Here is a 25581-nt window from a genome sequence, read left to right as displayed (position 1 = left end):
GCTTATTCCTACTGTGTTTTTCGCTAATTTAACCGCTAAATCATCCACTTCGCTGCAGGCCTGATCGAGACAGGATCTTATTCGATCTTTGCTACCGTTTTTACCTTGACAGTCGCTGAAGTAGCACCCTAAACTGTCTCATTGTGGGGATAAGTGGGTAATTGTGGATCATTTTGGAAAAGATGTTGCTGTCGGTGGGGAGCTCACGACAGGGAAATCGACGCCGCTGATCTGCTGGTACAGAGATAACACTTAAAAACAGGCACTGAACGATGTTTCGTGGATCATTCACTCTGACATTAGATGACAAAGGACGGTTAGCGCTACCCGCGCGTTACCGCGACCGCCTGTTGTCTGAAAATCAGGGGCAATTGATCTGCACCATTGATTTGCACGACCCGTGTTTATTGCTGTTTCCGCTGGCTGAGTGGGAAGAAATCGAAGAAAAACTACAATCACTCTCCAGCCTGAACCCGCAGGAGCGCCGCTTACAGCGGATTCTGCTGGGTAATGCCACTGAATGCGATATGGACAAGAGCGGCCGTATTTTGCTGCCGGCTTTCTTACGGCAGCACGCAGGCCTGAATAAAAATATCCGTTTGGTGGGTCAATTAAATAAGTTTGAGATTTGGGACGAGGCCGCCTGGCAAGACCGTCTGACCGCTGATATTGAGCTGGAACAGGCGCAGGCTGGATCGGTTGAGTTATCCGAACGCTTACAGGATTTTGTACTGTAAATGACCAAGACTTCGCATATCTCGGTACTGCTGGCGGAAACCCTGGCAGGACTGGCAATCAAGGCTGATGGCATCTATCTGGATGGTACTTTCGGCCGTGGTGGTCATAGCCGGGAGATATTGCAACAACTTGGGCCTAACGGCCGTTTATACGCGATTGATCGCGATCCCGCCGCCATTGCTGCTGCAGCCCCACTGCAAGCCGATGCGCGTTTTCACATCACCCATAGCCCCTTTGCCGCCCTGGCACAGATTGCCGAACAACAACAGATTGTTGGCAAAATAGACGGTATTTTACTCGATTTAGGCGTCTCCTCCCCACAACTGGATGAAGCCGAACGGGGTTTTAGTTTTATGCGTGACGGCCCGCTGGATATGCGGATGGACCCAACCAGTGGTGTGTCGGCCGCAGACTGGCTGGCCAGTGCTGACGTAGAGGACATCAGCTTTGTGCTGCGTGAATACGGTGAAGAAAAATTTGCCTGGCGCATAGCCAATAGCATTGTCAGCAGCCGTGCCGAGCAGCCTCTGACCCGCACTGCCCAGCTGGCGGAGTTAATCAGCCGTTCAGTGCCCAAAAGCGCGAAAGAGAAAAAGCATCCGGCGACCCGGAGTTTTCAGGCGATTCGCATTTATATCAACAGTGAGCTGGAGCAAGTCAATCAGGCGCTGCAAGGCGCGTTAGCGGTATTAAAACCGGGCGGCCGGCTTTGTGTGATCAGCTTTCACTCGTTAGAAGATCGGCTGGTAAAACAGTTTATGCGCCGCCATTCTAAGCCAGCAGCGCTGCCACGTGGCTTACCGCTGACGAATGCGCAATTACAGCAGGCAGTACCGTTAAAGCTGATTGGCAAAGCCATTATGCCGTCGGACGCCGAGCTGGCTGAAAATCCCAGAGCGCGCAGCGCAGTGCTGCGGATAGCAGAGAGGACAGCGCTATGAGCCAGATCCGCCTCTCCAGTCAGATTATCCAACAATGGCGCCAGCGTAAGCTGGTGTTGCTGTTATTGGTCTGTTGTGTGTTATCGGCGCTGGCAGTGGTACAGATGGCGCATCTGAACCGACAACTGACTATTCAACAGGATTTAAATTATCAACAGCGGGATCAGCTGGATACCGAGTGGCGCAACCTGTTATTAGAGCAGCGCGCTCTCGCTGAACATAGCCGGGTGGAAGAAATTGCCCGCCGGCAGCTGAATATGCAACGTCCCAGCGGCGACCGTGATATCAGGGTGCAACAGCCATGAAAAAACCGGCCATGAAAGCACAAGCGAAAACCAGAAAGCACCCTGCGGTGTTGGGCTGGCGCTTTGCCTTTGTGCTGCTGAGTATCAGCACGGTCTTCGTGGCATTGGTGGCCAGAGCCGCCTGGCTGCAGGTGGTTGAGCCGGATATGCTGGTGACCCAGGGTGATTTACGCACACTGCGGGTGGAATCCGACAAAGTGTTGCGCGGCATGATTCTCGATCGCCACGGGGAAGCCATGGCAGTCAGTGTCCCGGTAGAGGCCATCTGGGCCGATCCGAAAGAAGTGATCGAGCGCAATGCGGCTGCCGATGAACGGCGCTGGCATGCACTGGCCGATATACTGCAAATGACACCACAACAATTACTGCAACGCATTGGCGATAATCCGAGCCGCCGTTTTGTGTATCTGCAACGTCAGGTCAACCCGGCTGTGGTGGATTATGTACGCAAATTAAAAGTACCTGGTATCCATTTCCGGCAGGAGTCGCGGCGTTATTACCCAGCAGGTGAAGTTGCTGCTCAACTGATTGGTTTTACCAATGTCGACGATGTCGGCGTCGAAGGCATTGAAAAACGCTTTAACGAAGTCTTGACCGGAACCGCTGGTCGCAAGGTGTTCCGCAAAGACGCCAAGGGCCGCGAAATTGAAGTACTGGAGCGCGAGGCCTCGCAAGAGCCAGCCAATGTGGTATTGAGTATTGATCAGCGGATTCAGGCGGTGGCCTATCGTGAGTTGAAAAAGGCGGTGCTGTCACACGGTGCCGCCTCAGGCTCCGCAGTGGTGGTCGATGTGCATACCGGTGAAATTCTGGCGATGGTCAATAGCCCGTCGTTTAACCCGAATAATCGCCGCAATACGCCGGTGCACCGCTTCCGCAACCGCGCCATTACCGACACCTTTGAGCCGGGCTCGACCATGAAGCCACTGGCGGTATTGAGTGCGCTGGAATTTGGTACCGCGGAGCTTGATACGATGGTTGATGTCAGTCCCGGCGTGATGCGTATCGGCGGCAGCTGGGTCCGTGATCCGAATAACTACGGCAGTCTGAGCCTGGGTGGCATTATTCAGAAATCCAGCAATATGGGCGTCGCCCGTTTGGTGTTGCAAATTCCCCATCAGCATGTCGTTGGTCTTTATCATAACCTGGGACTGGGGCAGGATACCGGCACCGGTTTAACCGGTGAGAGCAGCGGCATCTTTAGCTTCCGCCAGCGCTGGTCTGACTTTGAACGCGCTACCTTCTCTTACGGCTATGGCTTATCAGTTACTGCTGTGCAGTTAGCCCGCGCATACGCCGCTATCGGCAACGGTGGCATCAGCCGGCCTTTGACTATTCTGAAAACTGCCGAACCCGAAACCGGCGAGCAGGTACTAAAACCGGAATATGCCGGCGCCATGCTGGAAATGATGGAAGCCAGTATTGCCCCGGGCGGCACTGCCACCCGCGCCCAGATCCCCGGTTATCGGGTCGGCGGTAAGACTGGTACTGCCCGTAAAGCAGTGGCCGGCGGTTATGGTGATGACTATATCGCCTCCTTTGCCGGCGTTGGCCCCATTAGTAATCCGCGTCTGGTTACTGTGGTGGTCATCAACGAACCAGCCGGTGATTTCTATCATGGTGGTGAAATTGCAGCGCCTGTATTTGCGCAAATTATGGGCGCGTCGATGCAACTATTAAACTTGCCGCCGGATGCACAGACCCGGCCGAAAATCACTGCAGTACCAAGGGGGCAAAATGCCGGTTAACAGTCAACACTGGTTAACAGCCTATCACCCTGAAGTACCTGCCGTGGCGTTACAGCAGCTGCGCATTGACAGCCGCCAGGTACAGGCCGGTGATGTGTTTATTGCCCTAGCAGGCAGTAAAACCGACGGCCAACAGTTTATTACTGCGGCGCTGGCACAGGGCGCCGCCTTAGTTCTCACCGCCAGCGGCAGCTTTGCTGATCCGCGTGTTCTGGTGATGCCGCGCCTGGTTGAATTACTGCCGGAATTGGCTGCTGCTTTCTATGGTCATCCACAGCAACAATTAACGCTGGTGGGCGTAACCGGCACCAACGGTAAATCCTCTGTTAGCAGTTTTATTGCCCAGCTGGCGGGCCAGCTCGGCATCCCCAGTGCGGTGATTGGTACCTTGGGTTATGGGCCCTGGGATCAGTTAACACCGCTGGCCAATACCACGCCGCACTTTGTCGATCTGCAACGCATTTTCGCTGGCTTTGTCTCTGCTGGCATTAAGCTGGTGGCGATGGAAGTGTCATCGCATGCGTTGGTGCAACAACGAGTAGCTGGTCTGACATTTAAAGTGGCAGTATTTACCAATCTGAGTCGCGACCATCTGGACTATCACGGTTCGATGGACGCTTATGCGGCGGCCAAAGCGTTATTGTTTCAGGCGACACAAAGTGAGCTGGCAGTGCTAAACCTGTCTGATGCAACCGGCCGCAGCTATGCTGCAACCACTACCTTACCGGTATTTGCCTATGGTAAGACCGCAGACTGCCCCGAAGCTGACGCCTTAAGTTATCGCTGCGCCGCACCCAATCCACAAGGCGTATTCTGCGAGTTACAGCAGGGTGGCGCCGAGTACAACCTACAGTTACCGTTACTCGGTGAATTTAACGTGCAAAATGCGCTGGCGGCCATCCGTTGTTTACAGGCGTTGGGTCAGCCGTTAACGGCATTGCTCACGGCTGCTGCCCAACTGCAACCTGTTGCCGGACGGATGGAACAATATCCGTTGGTAACCGGTGCGACGGTCGTGGTGGACTACGCCCATACCCCGGATGCGCTGCAACAAACCTTATTAGCGTTGCGGGCGCATTGTTTAAATCATCTGTGGTGCGTATTTGGTTGTGGTGGAGACCGCGATAAGGGCAAGCGGCCGCTGATGGGGCAGATTGCCGAACAGCTAGCGGACCATCTGATCCTCACTTCTGATAATCCGCGCAGCGAAGACCCGCTGCAGATCCTGCAGGATATTGCCGCCGGGCTCAGTGAAAACTGCAGCTATACGTTAGAACCTGACCGCCAGTTGGCGATCAAACTGGCCCTGCTGCAGGCACAACCGGATGACATCGTGCTGATTGCCGGCAAAGGCCATGAAACTGAACAAATTATTGGGTCGGTAGCACACCACTATGACGAGCGCGCTTATGTCCGCCAACTACAACAGGAGATGGCATCATGATTCGTATGCGGTTATCTGAGTTGGCAGCCATATTACAAGCCCCGTTAGTCGGTGCAGATCCGGTGATCGACAGTATTAGCACCGATAGCCGTACTCTGGAAGGCGCGGCGGTATTTCTGGCGCTAAAAGGGGCTAATTTTGACGGCAACCAGTTTTTAGCCGAGGTGGCTGCTAAAGGTGCAGTCGCCCTGATTTGTAACCAGGTACCGCCACTGGATATCCCATACATTCTGGTGCCGGATGGTCGTCGGGCACTGGGGCAGCTTGGCGCTGCGTTAAAGCACCGCTTAGCCCCGAAAACTGTCGCCATCACCGGCAGTGCCGGCAAAACCACGGTTAAAGAAATGCTGGCGGCTATCCTGCAGCAACAAGGTCCGGTGCTGGCTACTGCAGGTAATTTTAACAACGATATCGGTGTGCCACTGACACTGTTACGGCTTACTGAACAGCACCGCTTTGCCGTGCTGGAACTGGGCGCCAACCATCCGGGTGAAATTGCTTATACCACAGCCCTGGTTAAACCCGATGTGGCACTGATCACCAATGCCGCGGCCTCACATCTGGAGGGTTTTGGTGATATTTACGGTGTGGCCCGGGCGAAAGCCGAAATTTACCATGGCTTAACCGCCAGTGGTGTCGCCATTGTGTCACTGGACAGTGATTACAGCGACTACTGGCTGGCGCAGGTCGTTGCCCATCCATACCGCACTTTTAGTATCGAAAATCCGGCAGCCGATTTTTATGCCACTGCCATTCGGTTAGATGAAGTAGGTTGTGCCCACTTTGTTTTACATCACGCCGGTGCGCAGCAACAGATTCAGCTGCGGATCCCGGGTCGGCATAACGTGGCCAATGCGCTGGCGGCCGCAGCAGCGGCGCTGGAGCTGGGCTTAAGTTTACCGCAGGTGCAGCAGGGTTTACTGCAGATGCAAGCGGTAAAAGGCCGTACAAACATCGTGCAGGTTAAACCTGGTTTCCGGCTGATTGATGATACCTACAATGCCAATGTTGAATCGGTAAAAGCTGCCATAGATTTATTGGCCAGCTACTCCGGCTTTCGTGGCTTGTTACTTGGCGATATGGGCGAGCTGGGTGCCAATGCGCGTTTATACCACGAACAGATTGGTGATTACGCGAAAAAGGCCGGTATTAATCTGTTATTCACTGTTGGCGTGTTATCACAGAGCGCCAGCGATAGCTTCGGGCCGGCAGGGGCGCATTTTAGTCAGCGCCAGAACCTGCTCGAGCAATTAATGCCACTGTTGGCTGGCAAATCGGATGTCACGCTGCTGGTGAAGGGTTCACGCAGTGCGCGGATGGAATTAGTAGTACAAGACTTGCTAGAGCGTAGTCAGCAGGAGACCAGCCCATGTTAGTGTGGTTAGCAGAATATTTAACCCAATATATCAGTGCCTTTAACGTCTTTAGTTATTTGACGTTCCGCGCCATTCTCGGCGTGCTCACCTCCTTACTGCTAAGCCTGTATTTTGGTCCTAAGCTGATTGCTGCTTTGCAGCGGATGCAGATTGGCCAGGTAGTCCGTAATGATGGTCCGGAAAGCCATTTCTCGAAAAAAGGCACGCCAACCATGGGTGGCTTGCTGATCCTCGGCTCCATTCTGGTATCGACCCTGTTATGGGCCAACCTCGAGAACAAATACGTCTGGGTGGTGCTGTTTGTACTGGTTAGTTTTGGTGCTATCGGTTTTGTCGATGATTACCGCAAAGTGATCCGCAAAGATCCCAAAGGTTTGATTGCGCGCTGGAAGTACTTCTGGCAGTCATTGTTTGCCATCCTTACCGCTTTTTTCCTGTATGCCACCGCTGAGCGGCCAGCTGAAACGGCCTTATTGGTTCCGTTCTTGAAGGATGTGATGCCGCAGCTGGGCCTGCTGTTTATCGCGCTGAGCTATTTTGTGATTGTCGGCACCAGCAATGCAGTGAACCTGACAGATGGTCTGGACGGCCTGGCGATAGTGCCCACTATTATGGTGGCCGGTGCCTTTGCCATTATTGCTTACGCCAGTGGTAACGTGAATTTTGCCAGTTATCTGAATATTCCGTTCTTACCCTATGCCGGTGAGCTGGTGGTGTTCTGCGCAGCCTTAATTGGTGCCGGTTTAGGCTTTCTGTGGTTTAACACTTACCCGGCGCTGGTGTTTATGGGCGATGTCGGCTCGCTGGCACTGGGCGCGGTGCTGGGGGTTATTGCCATTTTAGTCCGCCAGGAAATTGTGCTGTTTATTATGGGCGGCATCTTTGTGATGGAAACGCTGTCGGTGATTTTACAGGTTGGCTCATACAAGCTGCGCAAACAACGGATTTTCCGGATGGCACCGATCCATCACCATTACGAATTAAAAGGCTGGCCAGAGCCACGGGTTATCGTGCGCTTCTGGATCCTTTCCATCATCTTTGTGCTGGTGGGTTTAGCCACCCTGAAACTGAGATAAGGTTATGCAGGATTTATTGACCGCAAAACGCATCGCCGTCGTTGGGCTGGGCCAGTCAGGTCTGGCTACGGTGCGTTTTTTGCTGTCAAAAGGCATTAAACCGGTCTTGATGGACACCCGCAAGCAACCGGCAGGTCTGGAGCAGATCGCCGCCGAAAAAGTCGATGGTATTTATCTTGGTGAACTGGATGCCAACCGCCTGGCGCAGATGGAACTGATTATTGTCAGCCCCGGCTTGTCGGTAAAACATCCGGCACTGCGTTTTGCCAAATTACAGGGCGCGAAGGTGATCGGCGATGTTGAGCTGTTTGCCTGCTACAACACTAAGCCGGTGGTGGCTATTACCGGCTCTAATGGTAAGTCGACCGTAACTAAGCTCACCGAAGCGATGTTGCAGCACAGCGGCATTCAAGCGCTGGCGGCCGGTAATATCGGTTTACCGGTTTTGGATGCGCTGGCTAAAACTGAGACTGAGATTTATGTGCTGGAGTTGTCCAGCTTTCAACTGGAAACCACGGATAGCCTGCGGTTAGTTGCCGCGGCCAATCTGAATGTCAGTGCTGACCATTTAGATCGCTATCAGGATCTGGCCGACTATGCGGCGGCAAAACAACGCATTTATCAACATAGTGCGCTGGCGGTATATAACGCCGATGATGCGCTAACTATACCCGCAGTGGCGACACAGGTCTTAGCCCTGAGTTTAACGGATAACAGCAGCGGTTACGGTATCGTGCAACATCAGGGACAGGACTACCTGCTGGTGGCCGGTGAGCCTTTATTGCCCGTCACCGAAATGAGCTTATTTGGTAAACACAATCAGTTTAATGCGCTGGCCGCCGCGGCGTTAGCACTGGCAGCAGGTGCCAGTCGCCAGGCTATTGCCAGCACGTTACGCAGTTTCCGTGGTCTGGCCCATCGCTGTGAGCTGGTCGCAGAGCGCCATGGTGTGCGCTGGGTTAACGATTCTAAGGGCACCAATATTGGCGCCACGCTGGCTGCGCTGGCAGGTTTACGCAGCAGCGTGGCTGGTAAGTTGATCCTGATTGCCGGCGGTGACGCCAAGGGCGCCGATCTGACTGAACTGCAACCGGCATTGCAGCGCGATGTACAGCAATTGATTACCTTAGGCCAGGATGGGCCAGCCATTGCCGCCTTACTGCCGGACAGTATTCAGGTTAAAACGATACAACAGGCGGTTAAAACCGCGGCTTCGCTGGCTCAGCCCGGTGATATGGTATTGCTGTCGCCGGCTTGTGCCAGCCTGGATATGTTTAAAAGCTATGCCGACCGCGGTGAACAGTTTGCTGCAGCTGTTCGGGAGTTAAAGCCATGAAAGCCATGTTATTAGGTGGTCGCTTTAATCCCTTGCCCCGCTTGGATAGCTGGTGGCAAAGCAAGGATCAGGGCACCTTTGACAATATTTTCCTGACGGCGCTGTTATTGGTGCTGGCCTTTAGCCTGGTGATGGTCACCAGCGCCTCTATTCCGGTGGCCGAGCGTTTATATGGCAACCCGCTGCATTTTACCCTGCGCCATCTGATCTATATGGGCATGGGATTGGTGGCAGCCTATACCGTGACCCGGCTGCCAGTCAGCTTCTGGCATAACTACAATATGCAATTATTGTTTGCGGCGCTGGCGCTGCTGGTGGCGGTATTAATCTTTGGTAAGAACGTGAATGGTTCGACGCGCTGGCTGGCGCTGGGGCCGATCAACGTGCAGGGTGCTGAGCCGGCTAAGCTGTTCTTCTTTACCTATCTGGCCAGTTATCTGGTGCGGCGCCATGAAGAGGTGCGGGAAAACCTGATGGGCTTCCTGAAGCCGCTGATTATGCTATTTGTGGTCGCGGTGTTGCTGTTGATGCAGCCAGACCTTGGCACCGTGATAGTGATGTTTGCCACTGCGGTGGTATTGCTGTTTTTGGCCGGCGCCAAATTATGGCAGTTTATCGCGCTGATCCTAACCGGTCTGGCGGCCATTGCGGTGTTGATTTTCTACAGTGAGTATCGCTGGCGCCGGGTTACGGCTTTTCTTGATCCCTGGGCTGATCCTTTTGGTAGCGGTTATCAGCTGACACAGTCATTGATGGCCTTTGGCCGTGGTGGCTGGTCCGGGCAGGGGCTGGGCAATAGTATTCAGAAGCTGGAGTATCTGCCGGAAGCCCATACCGATTTTATTATTTCAGTGATAGGCGAAGAGACCGGCTTTTTTGGTGTCGCGGTTTTATTGGGCTTGCTGTTTATCATAGTGTTCCGCGCCTTGATGATGGGGAACAGAGCACTGCAAAAAGGCATGAGCTTTCACGGCTTTCTGGCCTATGCCCTGGCAATCTGGATTGGTTTTCAAACCGCCGTTAACGCCGGTATGGCCAGCGGGATGATGCCAACCAAGGGTATGACGTTACCCTTTGTCAGCTATGGTGGCAGTAGCCTGATTATTATGCTGATGGCAGCCGCCTTGTTACTGCGGATTGACTTTGAAGTGCGTTTACAGGGTAAGCAAGCCGTCAGTGGAGGCAAGCATGAGTAAGCCGCTGGCATTGATTATGGCCGGCGGTACCGGCGGACATATTTTCCCGGCGCAGGCAGTAGCGCAGGCATTACAGCAAGCCGGCTGGGATATCGCCTGGCTGGGCACGGCAGAACGGATGGAAGCGAAACTGGTGCCGGAGTTTGGCTATCCGTTTTATAGCATTCAGGTAGCAGGCTTGCGTGGCAAAGGTCTGGCTTCGTTATTCAAAGCGCCGTTAATGCTGCTGCGCTCTGTGTGGCAAGCCCGGAGATTGATCAAGCAGTTACAGCCGCAGCTGGTGGTTGGTTTTGGTGGCTATGCCAGTGGCCCGGGAGGCGTTGCCGCCTGGTTAACTGGGGTGCCGCTGTTGATCCATGAGCAAAACGCGGTGCCGGGTAGCACCAATAAATTGCTGGCGCGTTTTGCGCAAAAAATTATGGTGGCGTTCCCGCAGGCTTTTGCCAGCTCGGTCAAGCAACAGTTAGTCGGCAATCCGGTTCGACGTGACCTGATTGGCTGTCGGGAAAACCGCGCTGCAGCGCCGGAATTGCGCATCCTGATTGTGGGCGGCAGCTTAGGGGCGAAAGCGCTAAACGAACAATTGCCAGCGCAGTTAATCGCCCTGGCACAACAAGGGCCACTGGCGGTTAAACATCAGACTGGCGAAGCCATGTTGCAGCAGGTCACCGCTGCCTATCAGCCGCTGACTGAGCAAGGCGTGACGGTTGAAGTCAGTGCTTTTATTAAAGATATGGCGGCGGCCTATCGTTGGGCTGATCTGGTGATTTGCCGCGCGGGTGCCCTAACCGTTAGCGAAGTTGCCGCAGCCGGTATCGCCGCAATCTTTGTGCCGCTGCCAACAGCGATTGATGATCACCAAACTGCCAATGCCCGCAGTTTGACCGAGCAAGGTGGTGGCTGGCTGGTACCTCAGGCGCAGCTTGCAACACCGGGTGTGGTGCCAATTATCGCGGAATTAATGCAAAACCGAGCGCTGTTAACCGAGCGCGCTAACAAAGCCAGAGCATTGGCACTGGATAATGCCACCACGCAAGTGGTGGCGTTGTGTCAGCAAGTAACAGGACAAGCAGTATGATTACGACACTTCAGCAGAAAAAACAGGCTATGCGCCGGGTCGAGCGCATTCATTTTGTCGGTATCGGCGGTGCCGGTATGGGCGGTATTGCCGAAGTTTTGCTGAATGAGGGCTACAAAGTTAGCGGTTCCGATATCGCCAGCGGTGCGGTAACGGAGCGGCTGGCCGGGCTTGGGGCGGAGATTTTTATCGGCCACAGCGCGGCAAATATTCAAGGTGCCAGTGTTGTGGTGGTATCCAGTGCCATTAAAGCCGACAATCCAGAGGTGAGCAGTGCGCGGGAATTGCGCATTCCGGTGGTGCGTCGTGCCGAAATGCTGGGTGAGCTGATGCGCTTTCGCCATGGTATTGCCATTGCCGGTACCCATGGCAAAACCACGACCACCAGCCTGATGGCCTCGGTATTTGCCGAAGCCGGCGCCGATCCCACTTTTGTCATTGGTGGTCTATTAAATTCAGCCGGCTCCAATGCCCGCTTAGGTGCCGGCCGCTATCTGATTGCCGAAGCCGATGAAAGTGACGCCTCGTTTTTACATCTGCAGCCAATGGCGACAGTGATCACGAATATCGAAGCCGATCATATGGACACCTATCAGGGCGACTTTGAAAAACTCAAAGCCACCTATCTGGAGTTTTTACATAACTTACCTTTCTACGGTTTAGCGGTGGTTTGCCTCGACGATCCGGTGCTGCGGCAGCTCATTCCCTGTATTGGCCGTACCGTGCTGACCTATGGCTTTAGCGAGGATGCCGACTATCAAATTAGCGATTTTAGTCAAAGCGGCACCGTCAGCCAGTTTGTCATTACCGACCCGGCAGGCAATCAACGCGAGATCAGCCTGAATTTACCGGGCCGGCATAATGCCTTAAATGCCACTGCTGTGTTTGCCTTAGCTCAAGATGAGGGGATTGCCGAGCAGGCAATATTGGCGGCGCTCAGTAAATTTGAAGGCATTGGCCGGCGCTTCCAGCAATATGGCGAATTTGACACTGGCCGTGGCAAGGTGCTGTTACTGGATGATTATGGCCATCACCCAACTGAAGTGGCCGCTACTGTTGCAGCGGTGCGTAGCGCCTGGCCAGAGCGGCGCTTAGTGATGTGTTATCAGCCACACCGTTATACCCGTACCCGCGATCTGTATGATGACTTTGCCCGGGTATTGTCCGAAGTTGATACGCTGTTACTGCTCGAGGTTTATGCCGCTGGTGAAGCGCCGATTCCGGGCGCTGACAGTCGCAGTCTGGCGCGCTCGATCCGCGCCCGTGGCCAGTTAGAACCCATTTATGTCGCTCAGCCGGCCGATCTGGCTGCCAGCCTGGCGGAAGTATTACAGGATGGTGATGTGGTACTGACTCAGGGCGCCGGCAATATCGGCGCCTTGGTGAAACAGTTAGCCGCCATGCAGCTGAATATAGAACAATTAAAAGCAACCAAGGGAGCTGCGCTATGAACCCTAACGCAAGAGTTGCCGTGATGTTTGGTGGCCGCTCAGCTGAGCGAGAGGTGTCTTTACGTTCCGGTAAGGCAGTGTTAGCAGCATTATTAGATGCAGGCATTAATGCCTTTGCTTTTGATCCGAAAGAGCAGCCGTTATCCAGCTTGCAGGCGGATCAAGTGTTTATTGTATTGCATGGTCGCGGTGGTGAAGATGGCACCATGCAAGGGGCTTTGCAGCAGCTGGGTTTACCCTACACCGGCAGTGGCGTGCTGGGTTCAGCGCTGGCGATGGACAAGATCCGCTGCAAATGGTTGTTTCAGGCGCAAGGCTTACCAACAGCGCCATTTTTAGTCGTGCGGCCAGGTGACACCGACTATGCCACCATGCTACAGCAACTGGGTGGCAAAGTGATGGTAAAGCCAGCGAACGAAGGCTCCAGCATTGGTATGAGTGCCGCCAGTACCGCTGATGAACTGGCCACGGCAATAGCTACCGCCCATCAATATGATCAGGAAGTGCTGGTTGAGCGCTGGATTAACGGCCGCGAATTTACCATCGCGATTTTAAACGGGCAGGTATTGCCGATCGTGGAAATGCGCACCCCGCGGGCGTTTTATGATTACGAGGCTAAATATCAGGCCAATAGCACTGAGTATCTGTGCCCGGCGCCGCTCACGGCAGAGCTTACCGCAGCGATGCAACAAAGTGCGCTGGCAGCGTTTAACGCTGTGGGTGCCAGTGGCTGGGGCCGTGTCGACCTGATGCTGGATCAAAACGGACAGCATTATTTACTAGAGGTGAATACGGTGCCAGGCATGACCGAAAAGTCGCTGGTGCCGATGGCGGCCAAAGCCGCCGGTTACAGCTTCCAGCAGTTGGTATTGGCGATTTTACAGCAAGCGCAAAGTGCAAGGGGCTAAGTCGAAATGGCAGAGCAGGTTAGTGCAGCACCAACTAAAAGCCGGGCGGAATTTATCGCCGGTGTGGTGTTTTTTGCCTGCTCACTGATTTTTTTAATGTACCTGATCGCGACGCTGAAAAACTGGGTGCAGGATCAGCAAAGTGCGCCGATTTCGCAGGTCAAGCTCTATGGTAAGTTTCAGCAGCTGGATGCTGCCGAATTACAACAACGCTTACAACAAGAGTATGTAGGTAACTTTTTTCGGGTGAATGTGGATCAGGTGCAGCAGTTCCTGCAACTCCAGCCCTGGGTGTATCAGAGCGCCGTGCGCAAACTTTGGCCTGATACGCTGGTGGTGGTAGTGACAGAGCAGCAACCGGTAGCGGTATGGAATGGTGACCAGCTATTAAACGATAAAGGCCAGGTATTTACTGCGCCAATTCAACAGCTGGCTACAACCTTACCCTGGTTGCATGGCCCGCAAGGGGCCGAGCAGGATGCCCTGAACATGTTCAGTAAGATGCAGCAGTTATTAACACTGCATCAATTTCAGGTGCGCAAGGTGTGGTTAACTGAACGCTTTGCCTGGCGGTTGGAATTGGCCGATGGCCTTAGCTTGCAGCTTGGGCGGGAAGACACCTTAAAACGGCTACAGCGCTTTATTGAGCTGTATCCACAGATGCAACAACATCAGGCCGGGATGGCCGAAGTTGATTTACGTTATGACACGGGTATTGCCGTGCGCTATGCAGTAACAGACACTAAGAGAAAAACATGACAAAGTCAGCAGAACGGGATTTGATAGTCGGTCTGGATATCGGCACCTCGCAGATTAAAGCGGTGGTGGGCGAGATCACCGCAGATAACCAGCTTAGCATTGTAGGCGTAGGGACGCATGCGTCGCGCGGCATGGACAAAGGTGGCGTTAACGATCTGAACCTGGTGGTGCAGGCAGTGCAGCGGGCAGTGAATGAGGCCGAACTGATGGCCGATTGTCAGGTGTCGTCGGTGTATCTGGGCATTACCGGTAAACATATTCGCTGCCAGAATGAAAGCGGCATGGTACCGATTAACGATACCGAAGTGACCGCCGAGGATGTCGCCAGTGTGATTCACGCCGCTAAGTCGGTGCCGATTTCGGCTGAGCGCCGGATGCTGCATGTACTGCCGCAGGAGTTTTCAGTCGATATGCAGGAAGGGATTAAAAGTCCGGTCGGTATGTCTGGCGTACGCATGGAAGCCCGTGCCCATATCATTACCTGCGCCAATGATATGGCAAAAAATATCGAAAAATGTGTCGAGCGTTGTGGTCTGCATGTCGACCAGTTAATCTTCAGTGCGCTGGCCTCCAGCTATGCGGTATTAACCGATGATGAAAAAGAGCTGGGTGTCTGTGTCGTCGATATTGGTGGTGGTACTATTGATATTGCCATTTTTACCAATGGTGCTTTGCGCCACACCGCCGTGATCCCGGTTGCCGGTAATCAGGTGACCAGTGATATCGCCAAAATCTTCCGCACTCCAATCAGCCATGCCGAAGACATTAAGGTGCAGTACGCCTGTGCCTTGCGCAGTATGGTGGGTAAAGAAGAAAGCATCGAAGTACCCAGTGTTGGTGGCCGGCCGGCGCGTTCGATGTCGCGGCATACGCTAGCGGAAGTGGTAGAGCCACGTTATCAGGAATTATTTGAACTGGTGCAGGAGGAAATCCGCTCCAGTGGTTTAGAAGAGCAAATTGCGGCTGGTCTGGTGTTAACCGGTGGCACTGCCAAGATGGAAGGCGCGGTCGAATTTGCTGAAGATATTTTTCAGATGCCGGTGCGGCTCGGGTATCCGATGCATGTCACAGGTTTACGGGATTATGTCAGTGATCCGGCTTATGCCAGTGTCATTGGCTTATTACTATACGGCAAAGACGTACGCAGCCAACAAAAAGCTGCCGGTCAGAGCCGCGATACAGTCAGCGGGCTGTTTAAAAAAATCAGCAGCTGGTTTAACGGTCAGTTTTGAGTAAGCGTAATAAAACGGAGAGAGAGCTATGTTTGAGTTAATGGAAAACCACAGCGAAGAAGCTGTCATTAAAGTTGTCGGGGTTGGCGGTGGTGGCGGTAACGCTGTCGAGTATATGGTCGCCAGCAATATCGAAGGTGTAGAGTTTATTGCGGCAAATACCGATGCGCAGGCGCTGCGTAATTCGTCAGCCAATGTGACCTTACAACTGGGTGCTGCCGTAACCAAAGGTTTAGGTGCCGGCGCCAATCCGGAGATTGGTCGCCGCTCAGCGGAAGAAGATCGCGAAACCATCAAGAAAACGCTGCAAGGCGCTGACATGGTGTTTATTGCTGCGGGTATGGGTGGCGGTACCGGTACCGGTGCTGCGCCAATCGTAGCAGAAGTGGCGAAAGAGCTGGGCATTCTGACTGTTGCCGTGGTGACTAAACCGTTCCCGTTCGAAGGTAAAAAGCGCACCGCCTTTGCCGATGAAGGTATTGCAGAGCTGAGCAAGCATGTTGACTCGCTGATCACTATCCCGAACGACAAACTGTTAAAGGTGCTGGGTAAAGGCACCAGCCTGCTGGATGCGTTTAAAGCGGCCAATAATGTGTTGTTAGGTGCGGTGCAGGGTATCGCCGAATTAATTACCCGCCCGGGTCTGATCAACGTGGACTTTGCTGACGTACGTACTGTGATGTCAGAAATGGGTACTGCGATGATGGGTACCGGTCGTGCTACCGGCCCGGACCGTGCTGAAGAAGCAGCCGAGCAGGCTATCTCCAGCCCGCTGCTGGAAGATATCGATTTATCCGGCGCGCGTGGCATTCTGGTGAATATCACTGCTGGTCTGGATATCAGTATCGAAGAGTTTGAAACTGTTGGTAACGCAGTAAAAGCCTTCGCTTCTGAGAACGCGACCGTTGTCGTCGGTGCTGTTATTGATCCGGAAATGCGTGACGAGCTGCGGGTGACCGTCGTTGCCACTGGTATTGGTGCGGATCGCAAACCAGATATCAGCCTGGTACCAACGCATCACCGTGCCGAGCCGGTCAGCCACAGCTATGTACAGCATGGTAATACCATGCGTCAGAGCGCACCGCAGCCAGTAGTACAGCGTGAAGAAGTATTACAAACCAAGGTGCAACCTGAGCCAAAAGGCGGCGGTATTGATATTTTTGATATCCCGGCCTTTTTACGCAAACAGGCTGACTAATACCGAAAATTATGCGGTAGCAGTATGCGGTAACAGGTAGTGGCGATTTAAGCTTAGCAGTTAATGGAGTTCATTTGCTGTTCAGCCAATATTTGGCATAGTTGCGGTCATGTGCTATGCTTCGCGCCCATTTTGTTTGCTTAGTAAATGAGCAGGATAAAATTATGATTAAACAACGTACCATCAGCCAAACAGTCAGTTCTGTCGGCGTCGGGTTACACAAAGGGGAAAAGGTTACGCTTACTCTCCGGCCTGCACCCGATAACACCGGAATTATTTTCCGGCGTGTAGACCTGGACCCGGTAATTGACTTTAAGATCACGCCATCACTGGTCGGTGATACGGTGATGTGTACCTGTTTAATTAATGAGCAAGGCGTGCGCCTCTCTACTACCGAACACCTGATGGCCGCTATCGCCGGTCTGGGCATCGACAATCTGGTGATTGATGTCGATGCGCCGGAAATCCCGATTATGGATGGTAGCGCCAATCCTTTCGTCTATCTGTTGCTGGAAGCGGGTATCAGCGAACAGCGGCTGGCGAAAAAGTTTATCCGTATTAAGCAGACTGTGCGGGTAGAAGATGGCGATAAGTGGGCCGAGTTTAAGCCTTACAATGGTTTTAAACTGGACTTTGCCATCAGCTTTAACCACCCGGTCATTTCTGAAACCACCCAGCATCTGGTGATGGATTTCTCTGCTGCGGCCTTTATCAAAGAAATTAGCCGTGCCCGCACCTTTGGTTTCCTGCATGAAGTGGAATACCTGCGCGCTAACAACCTGGCGTTAGGTGGCAGCATGGATAACGCGGTCGTGCTGGACGAATACCGGGTATTAAACCAGGACGGCCTGCGTTACGACGATGAGTTTATCAAGCACAAAATTCTGGATGCCATTGGCGACCTGTATATGGCTGGTTACAGCATTCTGGGTGAATTCCGCTCTTACAAGACCGGTCACGCCCTGAATAACCAGCTGTTAAGCGCCGTGTTAGCTAACCAGGAAAACTGGGAATTTGTGACCTTTGAAGACAAAGCCGAGATGCCGATTTCGTTTTTGGCGCCGCAGTTGGCATAAAGTTGAATGTTGAATGTTGAATTGGGCCGCTCTGCGGCCCGATTCGTTTTCAGGGTTTCAGTAAACGCTGCAAAGCTTGTTGTACCGGGCCATCACTGCTGGCGGCTAACGCGGCCAGTTGCTGACGATTCTGTTCGCTTAGACCACCTTTTTTCACCTGATAGGCTGCTGCTGCCTTTTCCTGCACACTGAACGGTTTATTCTGACCATTGGGCGAAACTTCGATGTCGAGACCCGCTAAATCAGGCAAGATTTTCTGCCGGAAATTGGCTAAAATGGCGTCGCGTTGCATTTTAAGGCGGGTGGCCCAGGCCGCTGAGCTGCATAAAATGACAGCCCGGCCATCTTTGATATTGGCAACCTGACAAAAGCCCAGTTGTGGCGTTTGCAACAGCTCGGCCAGCACCTGATTAAACTGGCTGAGCACGCTAAACTGCTGTTGAATACCCGATAGCTGACCGTGGCTTAACAGCCGGCTCAGATCTTCAGGTTTATGGTTATAGCGTTTCATCAGGCAAGGTACCACAGACAGATATCGGCAAAATTGTAGCAGTTTTTTGCATACAGCCATAGCTTAAGCCTTGAAAGGCACTGTCTTTAGCGCCATATCCTGCTAACATCTGCCAACAACTGGCCTGGTGCGCAGGTAACAGCAAAAATTAATACTGGCGTCGCCAGGGCTGCAATCACCTTAGTTGCCTCAGCAAGCGGCGTAGGGCATGCAGTTTAAACTTAATATGGTATTGGGATAATGTTTGGAAATCTTTTCGCCAAAATAATTGGCAGCCGCAACGACCGTTTTCTGAAGAAACTGAAAAAATCCGTGGCGCAAATTAACGCGCTGGAAGCCGAATACGAAAAGCTGAGTGACGAACAATTAAAAAGTAAAACCAGCGAATTCAAACAACGGGTGCAAAACGGTACCAGTCTGGATGATATTCTGCCGGAAGCCTTTGCCACAGTGCGTGAAGCCAGTAAAAGGGTGTTCGGCATGCGGCACTTTGATGTGCAGCTGCTCGGCGGTATGGTGCTGCATCAGGGTAAGATTTCTGAAATGCGCACCGGTGAAGGTAAAACCCTGACCGCTACGCTGCCGGCCTATCTGAACGCGCTTAGCGGCAAGTCTGTACATGTGATTACCGTTAACGACTACCTGGCAAAACGCGATGCGCAAACTAACGAGCCGCTGTTTAGTTTCCTCGGTTTAACGGTTGGCGTTAACGTACCGGGCATGCCACATCCGGAAAAGCAAAAAGCTTATGCTGCCGATATTACCTATGGTACTAACAACGAGTTTGGCTTTGACTATCTGCGCGACAATATGGCGTTCTCACCGCAGGACCGGGTACAACGTGACCTGGCCTACGCCATTATCGACGAAGTCGACTCGATTTTAATCGACGAAGCCCGTACCCCACTGATTATCTCTGGCCCGGCCGAAGACAGCTCTGAGCTGTACAAGCAAATTAATAAGCTGGTACCGCTGTTGGAAAAACAGGAAAAAGAAGACGAAGAAGGCAAGCACGGTGATGGTCACTTTACCGTGGACGAAAAAGCGCGGCAGGTTTATCTGACCGAGCAAGGCCAGATCAAAGTTGAAGAGATGCTGCGCGAGCAGGGCATGATTGGCGAGCATGACACCTTATTCTCCGCTGCGAATATCACCTTACTGCACCATGTTTATGCGGCCTTACGGGCGCACCAGCTGTTTAAGCGCGACGTCGATTATGTGATTAAAGACGGCGAAATCGTGATTGTTGATGAGCACACCGGCCGGACTATGGAAGGCCGTCGCTGGTCAGAAGGCTTACACCAGGCGGTGGAAGCCAAAGAGGGTGTACGGATCCAGAACGAGAACCAGACGCTGGCTTCGATTACGTTCCAGAACTACTTCCGTTTATACGACAAACTGGCCGGTATGACCGGTACCGCCGATACCGAAGCCTTTGAATTCCAGCAAATTTATGGCCTGGAAACCATAGTTGTACCAACCAATAAGCCGATGGTGCGTAACGATATGGCTGATTTGGTGTACCTGACGGCAGAAGATAAATACAATGCCATCATCGAGGACATCAAACAAGCACGCGATGCCAAGCGCCCGGTGTTAGTCGGTACCGCTTCGATTGAAAGCTCAGAGTACTTATCCAGCCTGCTACACAAAGCGAAAATTACCCACCAGGTATTAAACGCCAAGTTCCACGCTAACGAAGCGCAGATTATTGCCGATGCCGGCCGTGCCGGTACTGTTACTATTGCCACTAATATGGCCGGTCGGGGTACCGACATCGTGCTGGGCGGTAGCTTACAGGCTGAATTAAAAGCCTTGGGCGCGGATGCCACAGACGAGCAAATCGCTGCCGCTAAAGCAGACTGGCAGCAGCGCCACGATGCGGTGATCGCGGCAGGTGGCTTGCATATTATCGGTACCGAGCGCCATGAATCCCGCCGTATTGATAACCAGCTCCGCGGTCGTGCCGGTCGTCAGGGTGACCCTGGCTCGTCACGTTTTTATCTGTCGTTAGAAGATGCGCTAATGCGGATTTTCGCATCGGATCGGATGGCCGGCATGATGCGTAAGCTCGGTATGGCACCGGGCGAAGCTATTGAGCACCCTTGGGTTAGCCGTGCTATTGAAAACGCCCAGCGTAAGGTAGAAGCCCGAAACTTTGATATCCGTAAGCAATTACTGGAATTCGATGATGTTGCCAACGATCAGCGTAAAGTGGTGTATGAGCAACGTAACGACCTGTTAGACACCGCCGATATCAGTGAAACCATTCACGCCATCCGTGAAGATGTGGTCGAACGGGTGATTAACGAATATATTCCGCCACAATCGCTGGACGAAATGTGGGATATTCCGGGTCTGGAGCAACGCTTGCAAGCCGACTTTGGGGTTGAGCTGCCGATTGGTCAGTGGTTGAAAGACGATAAGAAACTGTTTGAAGAAAAACTGCGTGAGCGCATTCAGCAAGATGTCGGCGCCGCCTATGCGCTGAAAGAGCAAATGGTGGGGCCACAGGTGTTACGCCAGTTTGAAAAAGCCATTATGTTGCAAAGCCTCGATAGCCACTGGAAAGAGCATCTGGCGGCGATGGACCACCTGCGGCAGGGCATTAACCTGCGTGGCTATGCGCAGAAGAACCCGAAACAGGAATATAAGCGCGAAGCTTTTGAGCTGTTTACCACTATGCTGGAAAACCTGAAGCTGGATGTGATCGGCATTTTAAGCCGGGTACAGGTACGGGCGTCTGAAGATGTGGAAGCGGTAGAAGAACAACGCCGTAAAGCCGATCAGGTACCACATCAGTATCAGCACGCCGAAGCGGAGCACGTCGGTGGTGAGTTACCGGAAGGGGGACGCGGCGCAACGCCGGTGTATCGTGACGGTGCCAAAGTAGGCCGTAACGATCCTTGCCCTTGTGGTTCTGGCAAAAAGTATAAGCAGTGCCATGGCCAGCTTAGTTAAGCCGTTACTGCATGTCGCTGTTGGCGTGATTTTGCACCAACAGCAGGTGCTGCTGGCTAAGCGGGCTGCAGGTAAGCATCAGGCGAACCGCTGGGAGTTTCCCGGCGGTAAGTTGGAGCAGGGCGAGACGGTAGTGGCGGCGTTAAAGCGCGAACTCGCCGAAGAAATCGGCATTACCGTGTTAGAGGCCGAACCTTTTATGCAGCTGCAACATGAATATCCGGAGCGTTGTGTGTTGCTGGATATTTATCTGGTTACTGATTTTAGCGGCGAACCGCATGGCGCTGAGGGGCAGCCTTTATATTGGGCAGAGCTGAGTGAGCTGGACCGGTTATCGCTGCCCGATGCTAACCAACCTATCGTTGAAAAACTGCAGGCGGCTTTTCTGGTTAGTGCTTAGCCGCTGCCAATAACCGCCAACCAGCCCTGGATACTCTCTAATCCCTGGTCACTCTTTAAAGAATTGGTTGTCTTTCGCCAGAAATTCCTGTTCTAACTCAGCCAGAAACTCTTCGGACAGTGCGGCGTCAATCGGCTGTTTATCAGCAATACGGTGGTTTTCAGCCGCCCAATCACCCAAGTCAATCAGCTTACAGCGCTCAGAACAAAATGGCCGGAACGGCGATTCAGCAGCCCAGACAACGGTCTTTTCACAAGTTGGGCATTTTACAGTGGTGGTCATAGTTCTTCCTGCAACAGCTAAAATCAGGGTGGCAGTTTAGCAGAGTAGAAAGTAGTTAGCAGCACGCCAGTTGGAAAGCGATATCGTTACTGCAGGCACTGCGGCCATCCTGTTCTGACAGTTGCATAAAACGAATGGCATAACGGTAGCGGTTGCCACTGACGGTAGGGAAAGAGCAGCAAGCCTGCGAGTATTTAATCCGCAGTAATTCATACTGTTCGGCATTTTGCTGATAAAAACCGTTTTCTGCCTGCATTTCAGTAAATTCACCGCGTTGGCGAATAAAATTCAGCACAAAAGCCAACGTTTGTTCAGTAAGTGCCAATTGTGCCAGCCAGTCGCTGATTTGTTGCTGCTGCTCAGTGGCCGGTAACTTTAGCCAATACTGCAGTTGCGGCACATCAAAGAAGCAGCAGCCGCCGGGCAACGCAAACCGCTGGCGTAAGGGGGCTAAAAATTTGTCATCTTTTAACGGCACCGCCAGTTTACCACAGCGTAGTAGGTCGGTTTGATAATGTAGTGCTTGTTGCAGTAACGGTTGTAATTTCTGATCAGAGACAGCCGGATGCCGCGACCATTGCACCAATTGGCTCTCGCAGCGTTCTAAATCTTTTAGCAGGTCTGGTTTAATATCAGTACGATCCAGCACATCCAGCAGGCTGAATAAGGTACTAAAAAAGCTCAGCTGTAGTGCCTCATCCTGAGTCGCGCGCAAGCCGGAAAGTTGGGTAAACAGGTGCTCGATCCGCAGATAGGTGCGGATTTTGGTGTTAAGCGGGTGTTCGTATACTATTTCAGCAGTCATCACTGCTCTTTGTGTCTTATTTTTCGGCTAAGTTCAAGATATTTTTTATGTAAATGCGTAATTTGTTCAGTGAGTTGCGCCAAACTGCCATTATTGTCAATGATATCATCAGCCCGGGCCCGTTTTTGTTGCCGGCCCAGTTGCGCTGCCATAATGGCTTTTACCTGCTCAGCATTATTCTGATCGCGTGCTATGGTGCGTTTTAACTGGGTTTGCTCGCTAACATCGACCAGCAATACCCGGTCGCAGAATGTATCCAGACCGTTCTCCAATAGCAAGGGGGCAACCAGCAGCGCATAGGGTGTAGGCAGAGCGGTTAACTGGGCAAACAGCTGCTCACGGATCGCCGGATGCAGTAACTGTTCCAGCCAGAGTTTGGCGGTCTGGTCACTAAAGATGCGCTGGCGCAGCGCAGCGCGGTTTAAGCTGCCATCGGCCTGCAATAACTCCGCACCAAAGTGCTCGCTAATAGCCGCTAACGCGGGTGTGCCGGGTGCGACTATTTCGCGTGCCACGATATCGGCATCAACATAACCAGCACCCAAAACACGAAACTGCTCGGCTACTGTGCTTTTACCGCTGCCAATGCCACCGGTTAAGCCAATCAATAATTTGCCGGTTAGCGCACTCATAGGCCAAGGTAAGACAAATAAGCGCCGGTAAGTTGTTCGCCCCACAAGATAGCAATCCAGCCTGCGGCGGCGATATAGGGGCCAAAGGGGATCGGTGTGGCTTTATCTTTACCCTGAATACTCAGCAGTGTTGCCCCGATGATTGCACCCACCAGCGACGATAACAGAATAATCAAGGGGAGTTGTTGCCAGCCCAGTAAGGCACCAAAAATGGCCAACAGCTTAAAATCACCGTAACCCATGCCCTCTTTGCCGGTTAGCAGCTTAAAGCCCCAATATACCGCCCACAGGCTTAAATAACCGCAAGCCGCACCTAAGATCGCCGTCGCCGGATCGACCAGGGCATGCTCGCTTAAACTAAATACTAACGCCAGCCATAGCAGTGGCAAGGTAATCTGGTCTGGCAGCAGCATCTTATCAATATCGATAAAACTAAGGGCAATCAAACCAAAGGTAATCAGTAACAAGACCGCGGTTGTGGTAGTGACGCCAAACTGCCAGGCAACAGTGGTGGCTAATACCGCTGTCAGTACCTCCACCGCCGGATAGCGGACACTAATCCTGGTATGACAATGCCGGCAGCGGCCCTTTAGCCATAACCAGCTTAAAAGCGGGATATTATCAAGGGCTGTAATAGGTGTATGGCAACTGGGGCAGGCGGAGCGTGGCACGGCCAGGTTAAAACGCTCAGTTACTGCACTGGCGGGCGCTTGCTGAAAATAGGCCTGAAACTCGGCCTGCCACTCGCGTTCCATCATAATAGGCAAACGGTAAATCACCACATTTAGAAAGCTACCAATGACCAGGCTAAATACAAACACCAACAGCAGATATAACCAGCTATGTTGTTGTAATAACAGGATAAACTCTGACATTAAACAATATTACCCATCTGGAAAATTGGCAGATACATAGCGATAATCAGGCCACCAATCACTACCCCCAATACTGCCATAATCATCGGCTCTAACAGCGCGGTTAAGCCATCGACGGCATCGTCGACTTCCTGCTCATAGATATTGGCGACTTTGGCCAGCATACTATCCAGCGAGCCGGACTCTTCGCCAATCGATACCATTTGAATGACCATTTCCGGAAAACGGTCGGTTTGTTTCATCGCAAAATGCATTTGATTACCTGACGAAACCTCGTCACGCACATCAAGAATCGCCTTTTTGTAAATTTCATTACCAGAAGCGCCGGCCGCCGATTCCAGCGCTTCAATTAGCGGCACCCCGGCGGCAAAGGTGGTCGACAAGGTGCGGGCGTAACGCGCTACCGCGGCCTTATTTAAAATCATGCCAAATACCGGGGCTTTAAGTAGCATCGCATCACAGGCGGTGCGAAACTTGAGGTTATTGTTATAGCCTTTGCCTGTGAGATAGCCAGCAACAATAATAGCGCCCAACACCACCCACCAATATTTTTGCATTAACTCGGAAATACCGAGTACAAAAAGGGTAAAACCCGGCAGTTCAGCACCAAAGCTGCCAAAAATTTCCGCAAATTGCGGCACCACAAAGATTAGCAATATGGAGGTTACAATACCGGCGACAACGACAACGGCAGCAGGGTAAAACATGGCTTTTTTAATTTTCGATTTTAAGGCTTCGGCTTTTTCTTTATATATCGCAATCCGATCAAAGATTTTATCCAGGGCACCCGACTGTTCGCCGGATTTGACCAGGTCACAATAGAGATCATCAAAATACTTGGGATGTTCACGCAGCGTATCGGATAGCGGTAAACCCGCCTGAATTTTTACCGAGATTTTTTGCATCAGCGTACGCAGGCTTTTATTATCGGAGCCGTTGGCAATCAAATCGATAGATTGCACCAGCGGTACACCGGCGCCAAGCATAGTTGCGATTTGCCGGGTGACCACAGCAATATCCATTGCACTAATGCGCTTTTCATCGCCAAATAGAGATTTCGGTTTCTTTTTTACCGCTGATGGCGTAACGCCTTGCTGGCGTAGCAGCGCCTTGGCTTCGGCGATACTGGTGGCTTTAATTTCACCGCTTTTTTTATCACCTTTACGATTTACACCTTTATAGTTAAAGGTTTGCAGCTCTTTTATTTTAAATTTTATATTTTGAGCCATCAGCAAGGATCCTTATCAGCTCTG

General features: G+C 52.5%; 24 protein-coding genes. 18 read left to right on the top strand and 6 right to left on the bottom strand.

Annotated elements, in window-relative coordinates:
* Positions 1-272: 272 nt before the first annotated feature.
* From mraZ to lpxC, 16 genes are all read left to right on the top strand, one after another.
* Positions 273-737: a division/cell wall cluster transcriptional repressor MraZ gene (gene mraZ, locus AGRI_RS09425; protein WP_008984714.1), complete on the top strand. Its 465-nt coding sequence runs from the start codon at positions 273-275 to the stop codon at positions 735-737.
* Entirely contained in the window at positions 738-1679 is a 942-nt protein-coding gene (gene rsmH / locus AGRI_RS09420) for a 16S rRNA (cytosine(1402)-N(4))-methyltransferase RsmH (protein ID WP_008984713.1), read from the top strand.
* The gene (ftsL, locus tag AGRI_RS09415) at positions 1676-1984 is read left to right on the top strand and encodes a cell division protein FtsL (protein WP_008984712.1); all 309 of its coding nucleotides are present in this window, start codon (positions 1676-1678) and stop codon (positions 1982-1984) included. The genes rsmH and ftsL overlap by 4 nt, the downstream gene beginning before the upstream one ends.
* Complete coding sequence (locus tag AGRI_RS09410) at positions 1981-3732, top strand: peptidoglycan glycosyltransferase FtsI (RefSeq protein WP_008984711.1); 1752 nt, start codon at positions 1981-1983, stop codon at positions 3730-3732. The genes ftsL and AGRI_RS09410 overlap by 4 nt, the downstream gene beginning before the upstream one ends.
* On the top strand, positions 3722-5176 hold the full coding sequence (locus tag AGRI_RS09405) for a UDP-N-acetylmuramoyl-L-alanyl-D-glutamate--2,6-diaminopimelate ligase (protein ID WP_008984710.1): 1455 nt from the start codon (positions 3722-3724) through the stop codon (positions 5174-5176). Before AGRI_RS09410 ends, AGRI_RS09405 begins: the two co-directional genes overlap by 11 nt.
* On the top strand, positions 5173-6552 hold the full coding sequence (locus tag AGRI_RS09400) for a UDP-N-acetylmuramoyl-tripeptide--D-alanyl-D-alanine ligase (RefSeq protein WP_008984709.1): 1380 nt from the start codon (positions 5173-5175) through the stop codon (positions 6550-6552). Before AGRI_RS09405 ends, AGRI_RS09400 begins: the two co-directional genes overlap by 4 nt.
* Entirely contained in the window at positions 6546-7628 is a 1083-nt protein-coding gene (gene mraY / locus AGRI_RS09395) for a phospho-N-acetylmuramoyl-pentapeptide-transferase (protein WP_008984708.1), read from the top strand. Before AGRI_RS09400 ends, mraY begins: the two co-directional genes overlap by 7 nt.
* A gap of 4 nt (positions 7629-7632) precedes the next feature.
* On the top strand, positions 7633-8964 hold the full coding sequence (gene murD / locus AGRI_RS09390) for a UDP-N-acetylmuramoyl-L-alanine--D-glutamate ligase (RefSeq protein WP_008984707.1): 1332 nt from the start codon (positions 7633-7635) through the stop codon (positions 8962-8964).
* On the top strand, positions 8961-10160 hold the full coding sequence (gene ftsW, locus AGRI_RS09385) for a putative lipid II flippase FtsW (protein ID WP_008984706.1): 1200 nt from the start codon (positions 8961-8963) through the stop codon (positions 10158-10160). The genes murD and ftsW overlap by 4 nt, the downstream gene beginning before the upstream one ends.
* On the top strand, positions 10153-11238 hold the full coding sequence (gene murG / locus AGRI_RS09380) for an undecaprenyldiphospho-muramoylpentapeptide beta-N-acetylglucosaminyltransferase (protein WP_008984705.1): 1086 nt from the start codon (positions 10153-10155) through the stop codon (positions 11236-11238). The genes ftsW and murG overlap by 8 nt, the downstream gene beginning before the upstream one ends.
* Entirely contained in the window at positions 11235-12689 is a 1455-nt protein-coding gene (gene murC / locus AGRI_RS09375; protein ID WP_008984704.1) for a UDP-N-acetylmuramate--L-alanine ligase, read from the top strand. The genes murG and murC overlap by 4 nt, the downstream gene beginning before the upstream one ends.
* The gene (locus tag AGRI_RS09370; RefSeq protein WP_008984703.1) at positions 12686-13597 is read left to right on the top strand and encodes a D-alanine--D-alanine ligase; all 912 of its coding nucleotides are present in this window, start codon (positions 12686-12688) and stop codon (positions 13595-13597) included. Before murC ends, AGRI_RS09370 begins: the two co-directional genes overlap by 4 nt.
* Positions 13598-13603: 6 nt before the next feature.
* Positions 13604-14356 (top strand): cell division protein FtsQ/DivIB, encoded by a 753-nt coding sequence (locus AGRI_RS09365; protein ID WP_008984702.1) that lies wholly within the window; start codon positions 13604-13606, stop codon positions 14354-14356.
* Entirely contained in the window at positions 14353-15588 is a 1236-nt protein-coding gene (ftsA, locus tag AGRI_RS09360; protein WP_008984701.1) for a cell division protein FtsA, read from the top strand. Before AGRI_RS09365 ends, ftsA begins: the two co-directional genes overlap by 4 nt.
* 28 nt (positions 15589-15616) lie before the next feature.
* A complete protein-coding gene (gene ftsZ / locus AGRI_RS09355) occupies positions 15617-16786 on the top strand; it encodes a cell division protein FtsZ (RefSeq protein WP_008950268.1) in 1170 nt (389 codons plus the stop codon).
* Positions 16787-16950: 164 nt separating this feature from the next.
* Positions 16951-17862: a UDP-3-O-acyl-N-acetylglucosamine deacetylase gene (gene lpxC, locus AGRI_RS09350; protein ID WP_008950267.1), complete on the top strand. Its 912-nt coding sequence runs from the start codon at positions 16951-16953 to the stop codon at positions 17860-17862.
* Between the two features lie 49 nt (positions 17863-17911).
* Here the strand turns inward: lpxC and AGRI_RS09345 are convergent, their stop codons facing one another.
* A complete protein-coding gene (locus AGRI_RS09345) occupies positions 17912-18373 on the bottom strand; it encodes a DUF721 domain-containing protein (protein WP_008984700.1) in 462 nt (153 codons plus the stop codon).
* A 240-nt stretch (positions 18374-18613) separates the two neighbouring features.
* On the opposite strand from AGRI_RS09345, the gene secA reads away from it, so the two are divergent.
* Complete coding sequence (secA, locus tag AGRI_RS09340; protein WP_008984699.1) at positions 18614-21334, top strand: preprotein translocase subunit SecA; 2721 nt, start codon at positions 18614-18616, stop codon at positions 21332-21334.
* Positions 21318-21734 carry an 8-oxo-dGTP diphosphatase MutT gene (gene mutT, locus AGRI_RS09335; protein ID WP_008984698.1) on the top strand — a complete coding sequence of 139 codons (417 nt, stop codon included), beginning with the start codon at positions 21318-21320 and terminating at the stop codon, positions 21732-21734. Before secA ends, mutT begins: the two co-directional genes overlap by 17 nt.
* A gap of 48 nt (positions 21735-21782) precedes the next feature.
* Here the strand turns inward: mutT and yacG are convergent, their stop codons facing one another.
* From yacG to AGRI_RS09310, 5 genes are read right to left on the bottom strand one after another with little or no spacing between them, the layout of a single operon-like run.
* Positions 21783-22016, bottom strand: a complete 234-nt coding sequence (gene yacG, locus AGRI_RS09330) for a DNA gyrase inhibitor YacG (RefSeq protein ID WP_008984697.1) — start codon at positions 22014-22016, stop codon at positions 21783-21785.
* A 55-nt stretch (positions 22017-22071) separates the two neighbouring features.
* Positions 22072-22821 carry a cell division protein ZapD gene (gene zapD, locus AGRI_RS09325; protein WP_008984696.1) on the bottom strand — a complete coding sequence of 250 codons (750 nt, stop codon included), beginning with the start codon at positions 22819-22821 and terminating at the stop codon, positions 22072-22074.
* On the bottom strand, positions 22821-23453 hold the full coding sequence (gene coaE / locus AGRI_RS09320) for a dephospho-CoA kinase (protein WP_008984695.1): 633 nt from the start codon (positions 23451-23453) through the stop codon (positions 22821-22823). Before coaE ends, zapD begins: the two co-directional genes overlap by 1 nt.
* Positions 23450-24328 (bottom strand): prepilin peptidase, encoded by an 879-nt coding sequence (locus AGRI_RS09315; RefSeq protein WP_008984694.1) that lies wholly within the window; start codon positions 24326-24328, stop codon positions 23450-23452. Before AGRI_RS09315 ends, coaE begins: the two co-directional genes overlap by 4 nt.
* Positions 24328-25557, bottom strand: a complete 1230-nt coding sequence (locus AGRI_RS09310; protein ID WP_008984693.1) for a type II secretion system F family protein — start codon at positions 25555-25557, stop codon at positions 24328-24330. The genes AGRI_RS09315 and AGRI_RS09310 overlap by 1 nt, the downstream gene beginning before the upstream one ends.
* Between the last annotated feature and the right edge of the window lie 24 nt (positions 25558-25581).

Origin of the sequence: Alishewanella agri BL06, assembly GCF_000272005.1 — a bacterium.
Classification (GTDB): Bacteria; Pseudomonadota; Gammaproteobacteria; order Enterobacterales; family Alteromonadaceae; genus Alishewanella; species Alishewanella agri.
This window is presented reverse-complemented; position numbering and strand designations above follow the sequence as displayed.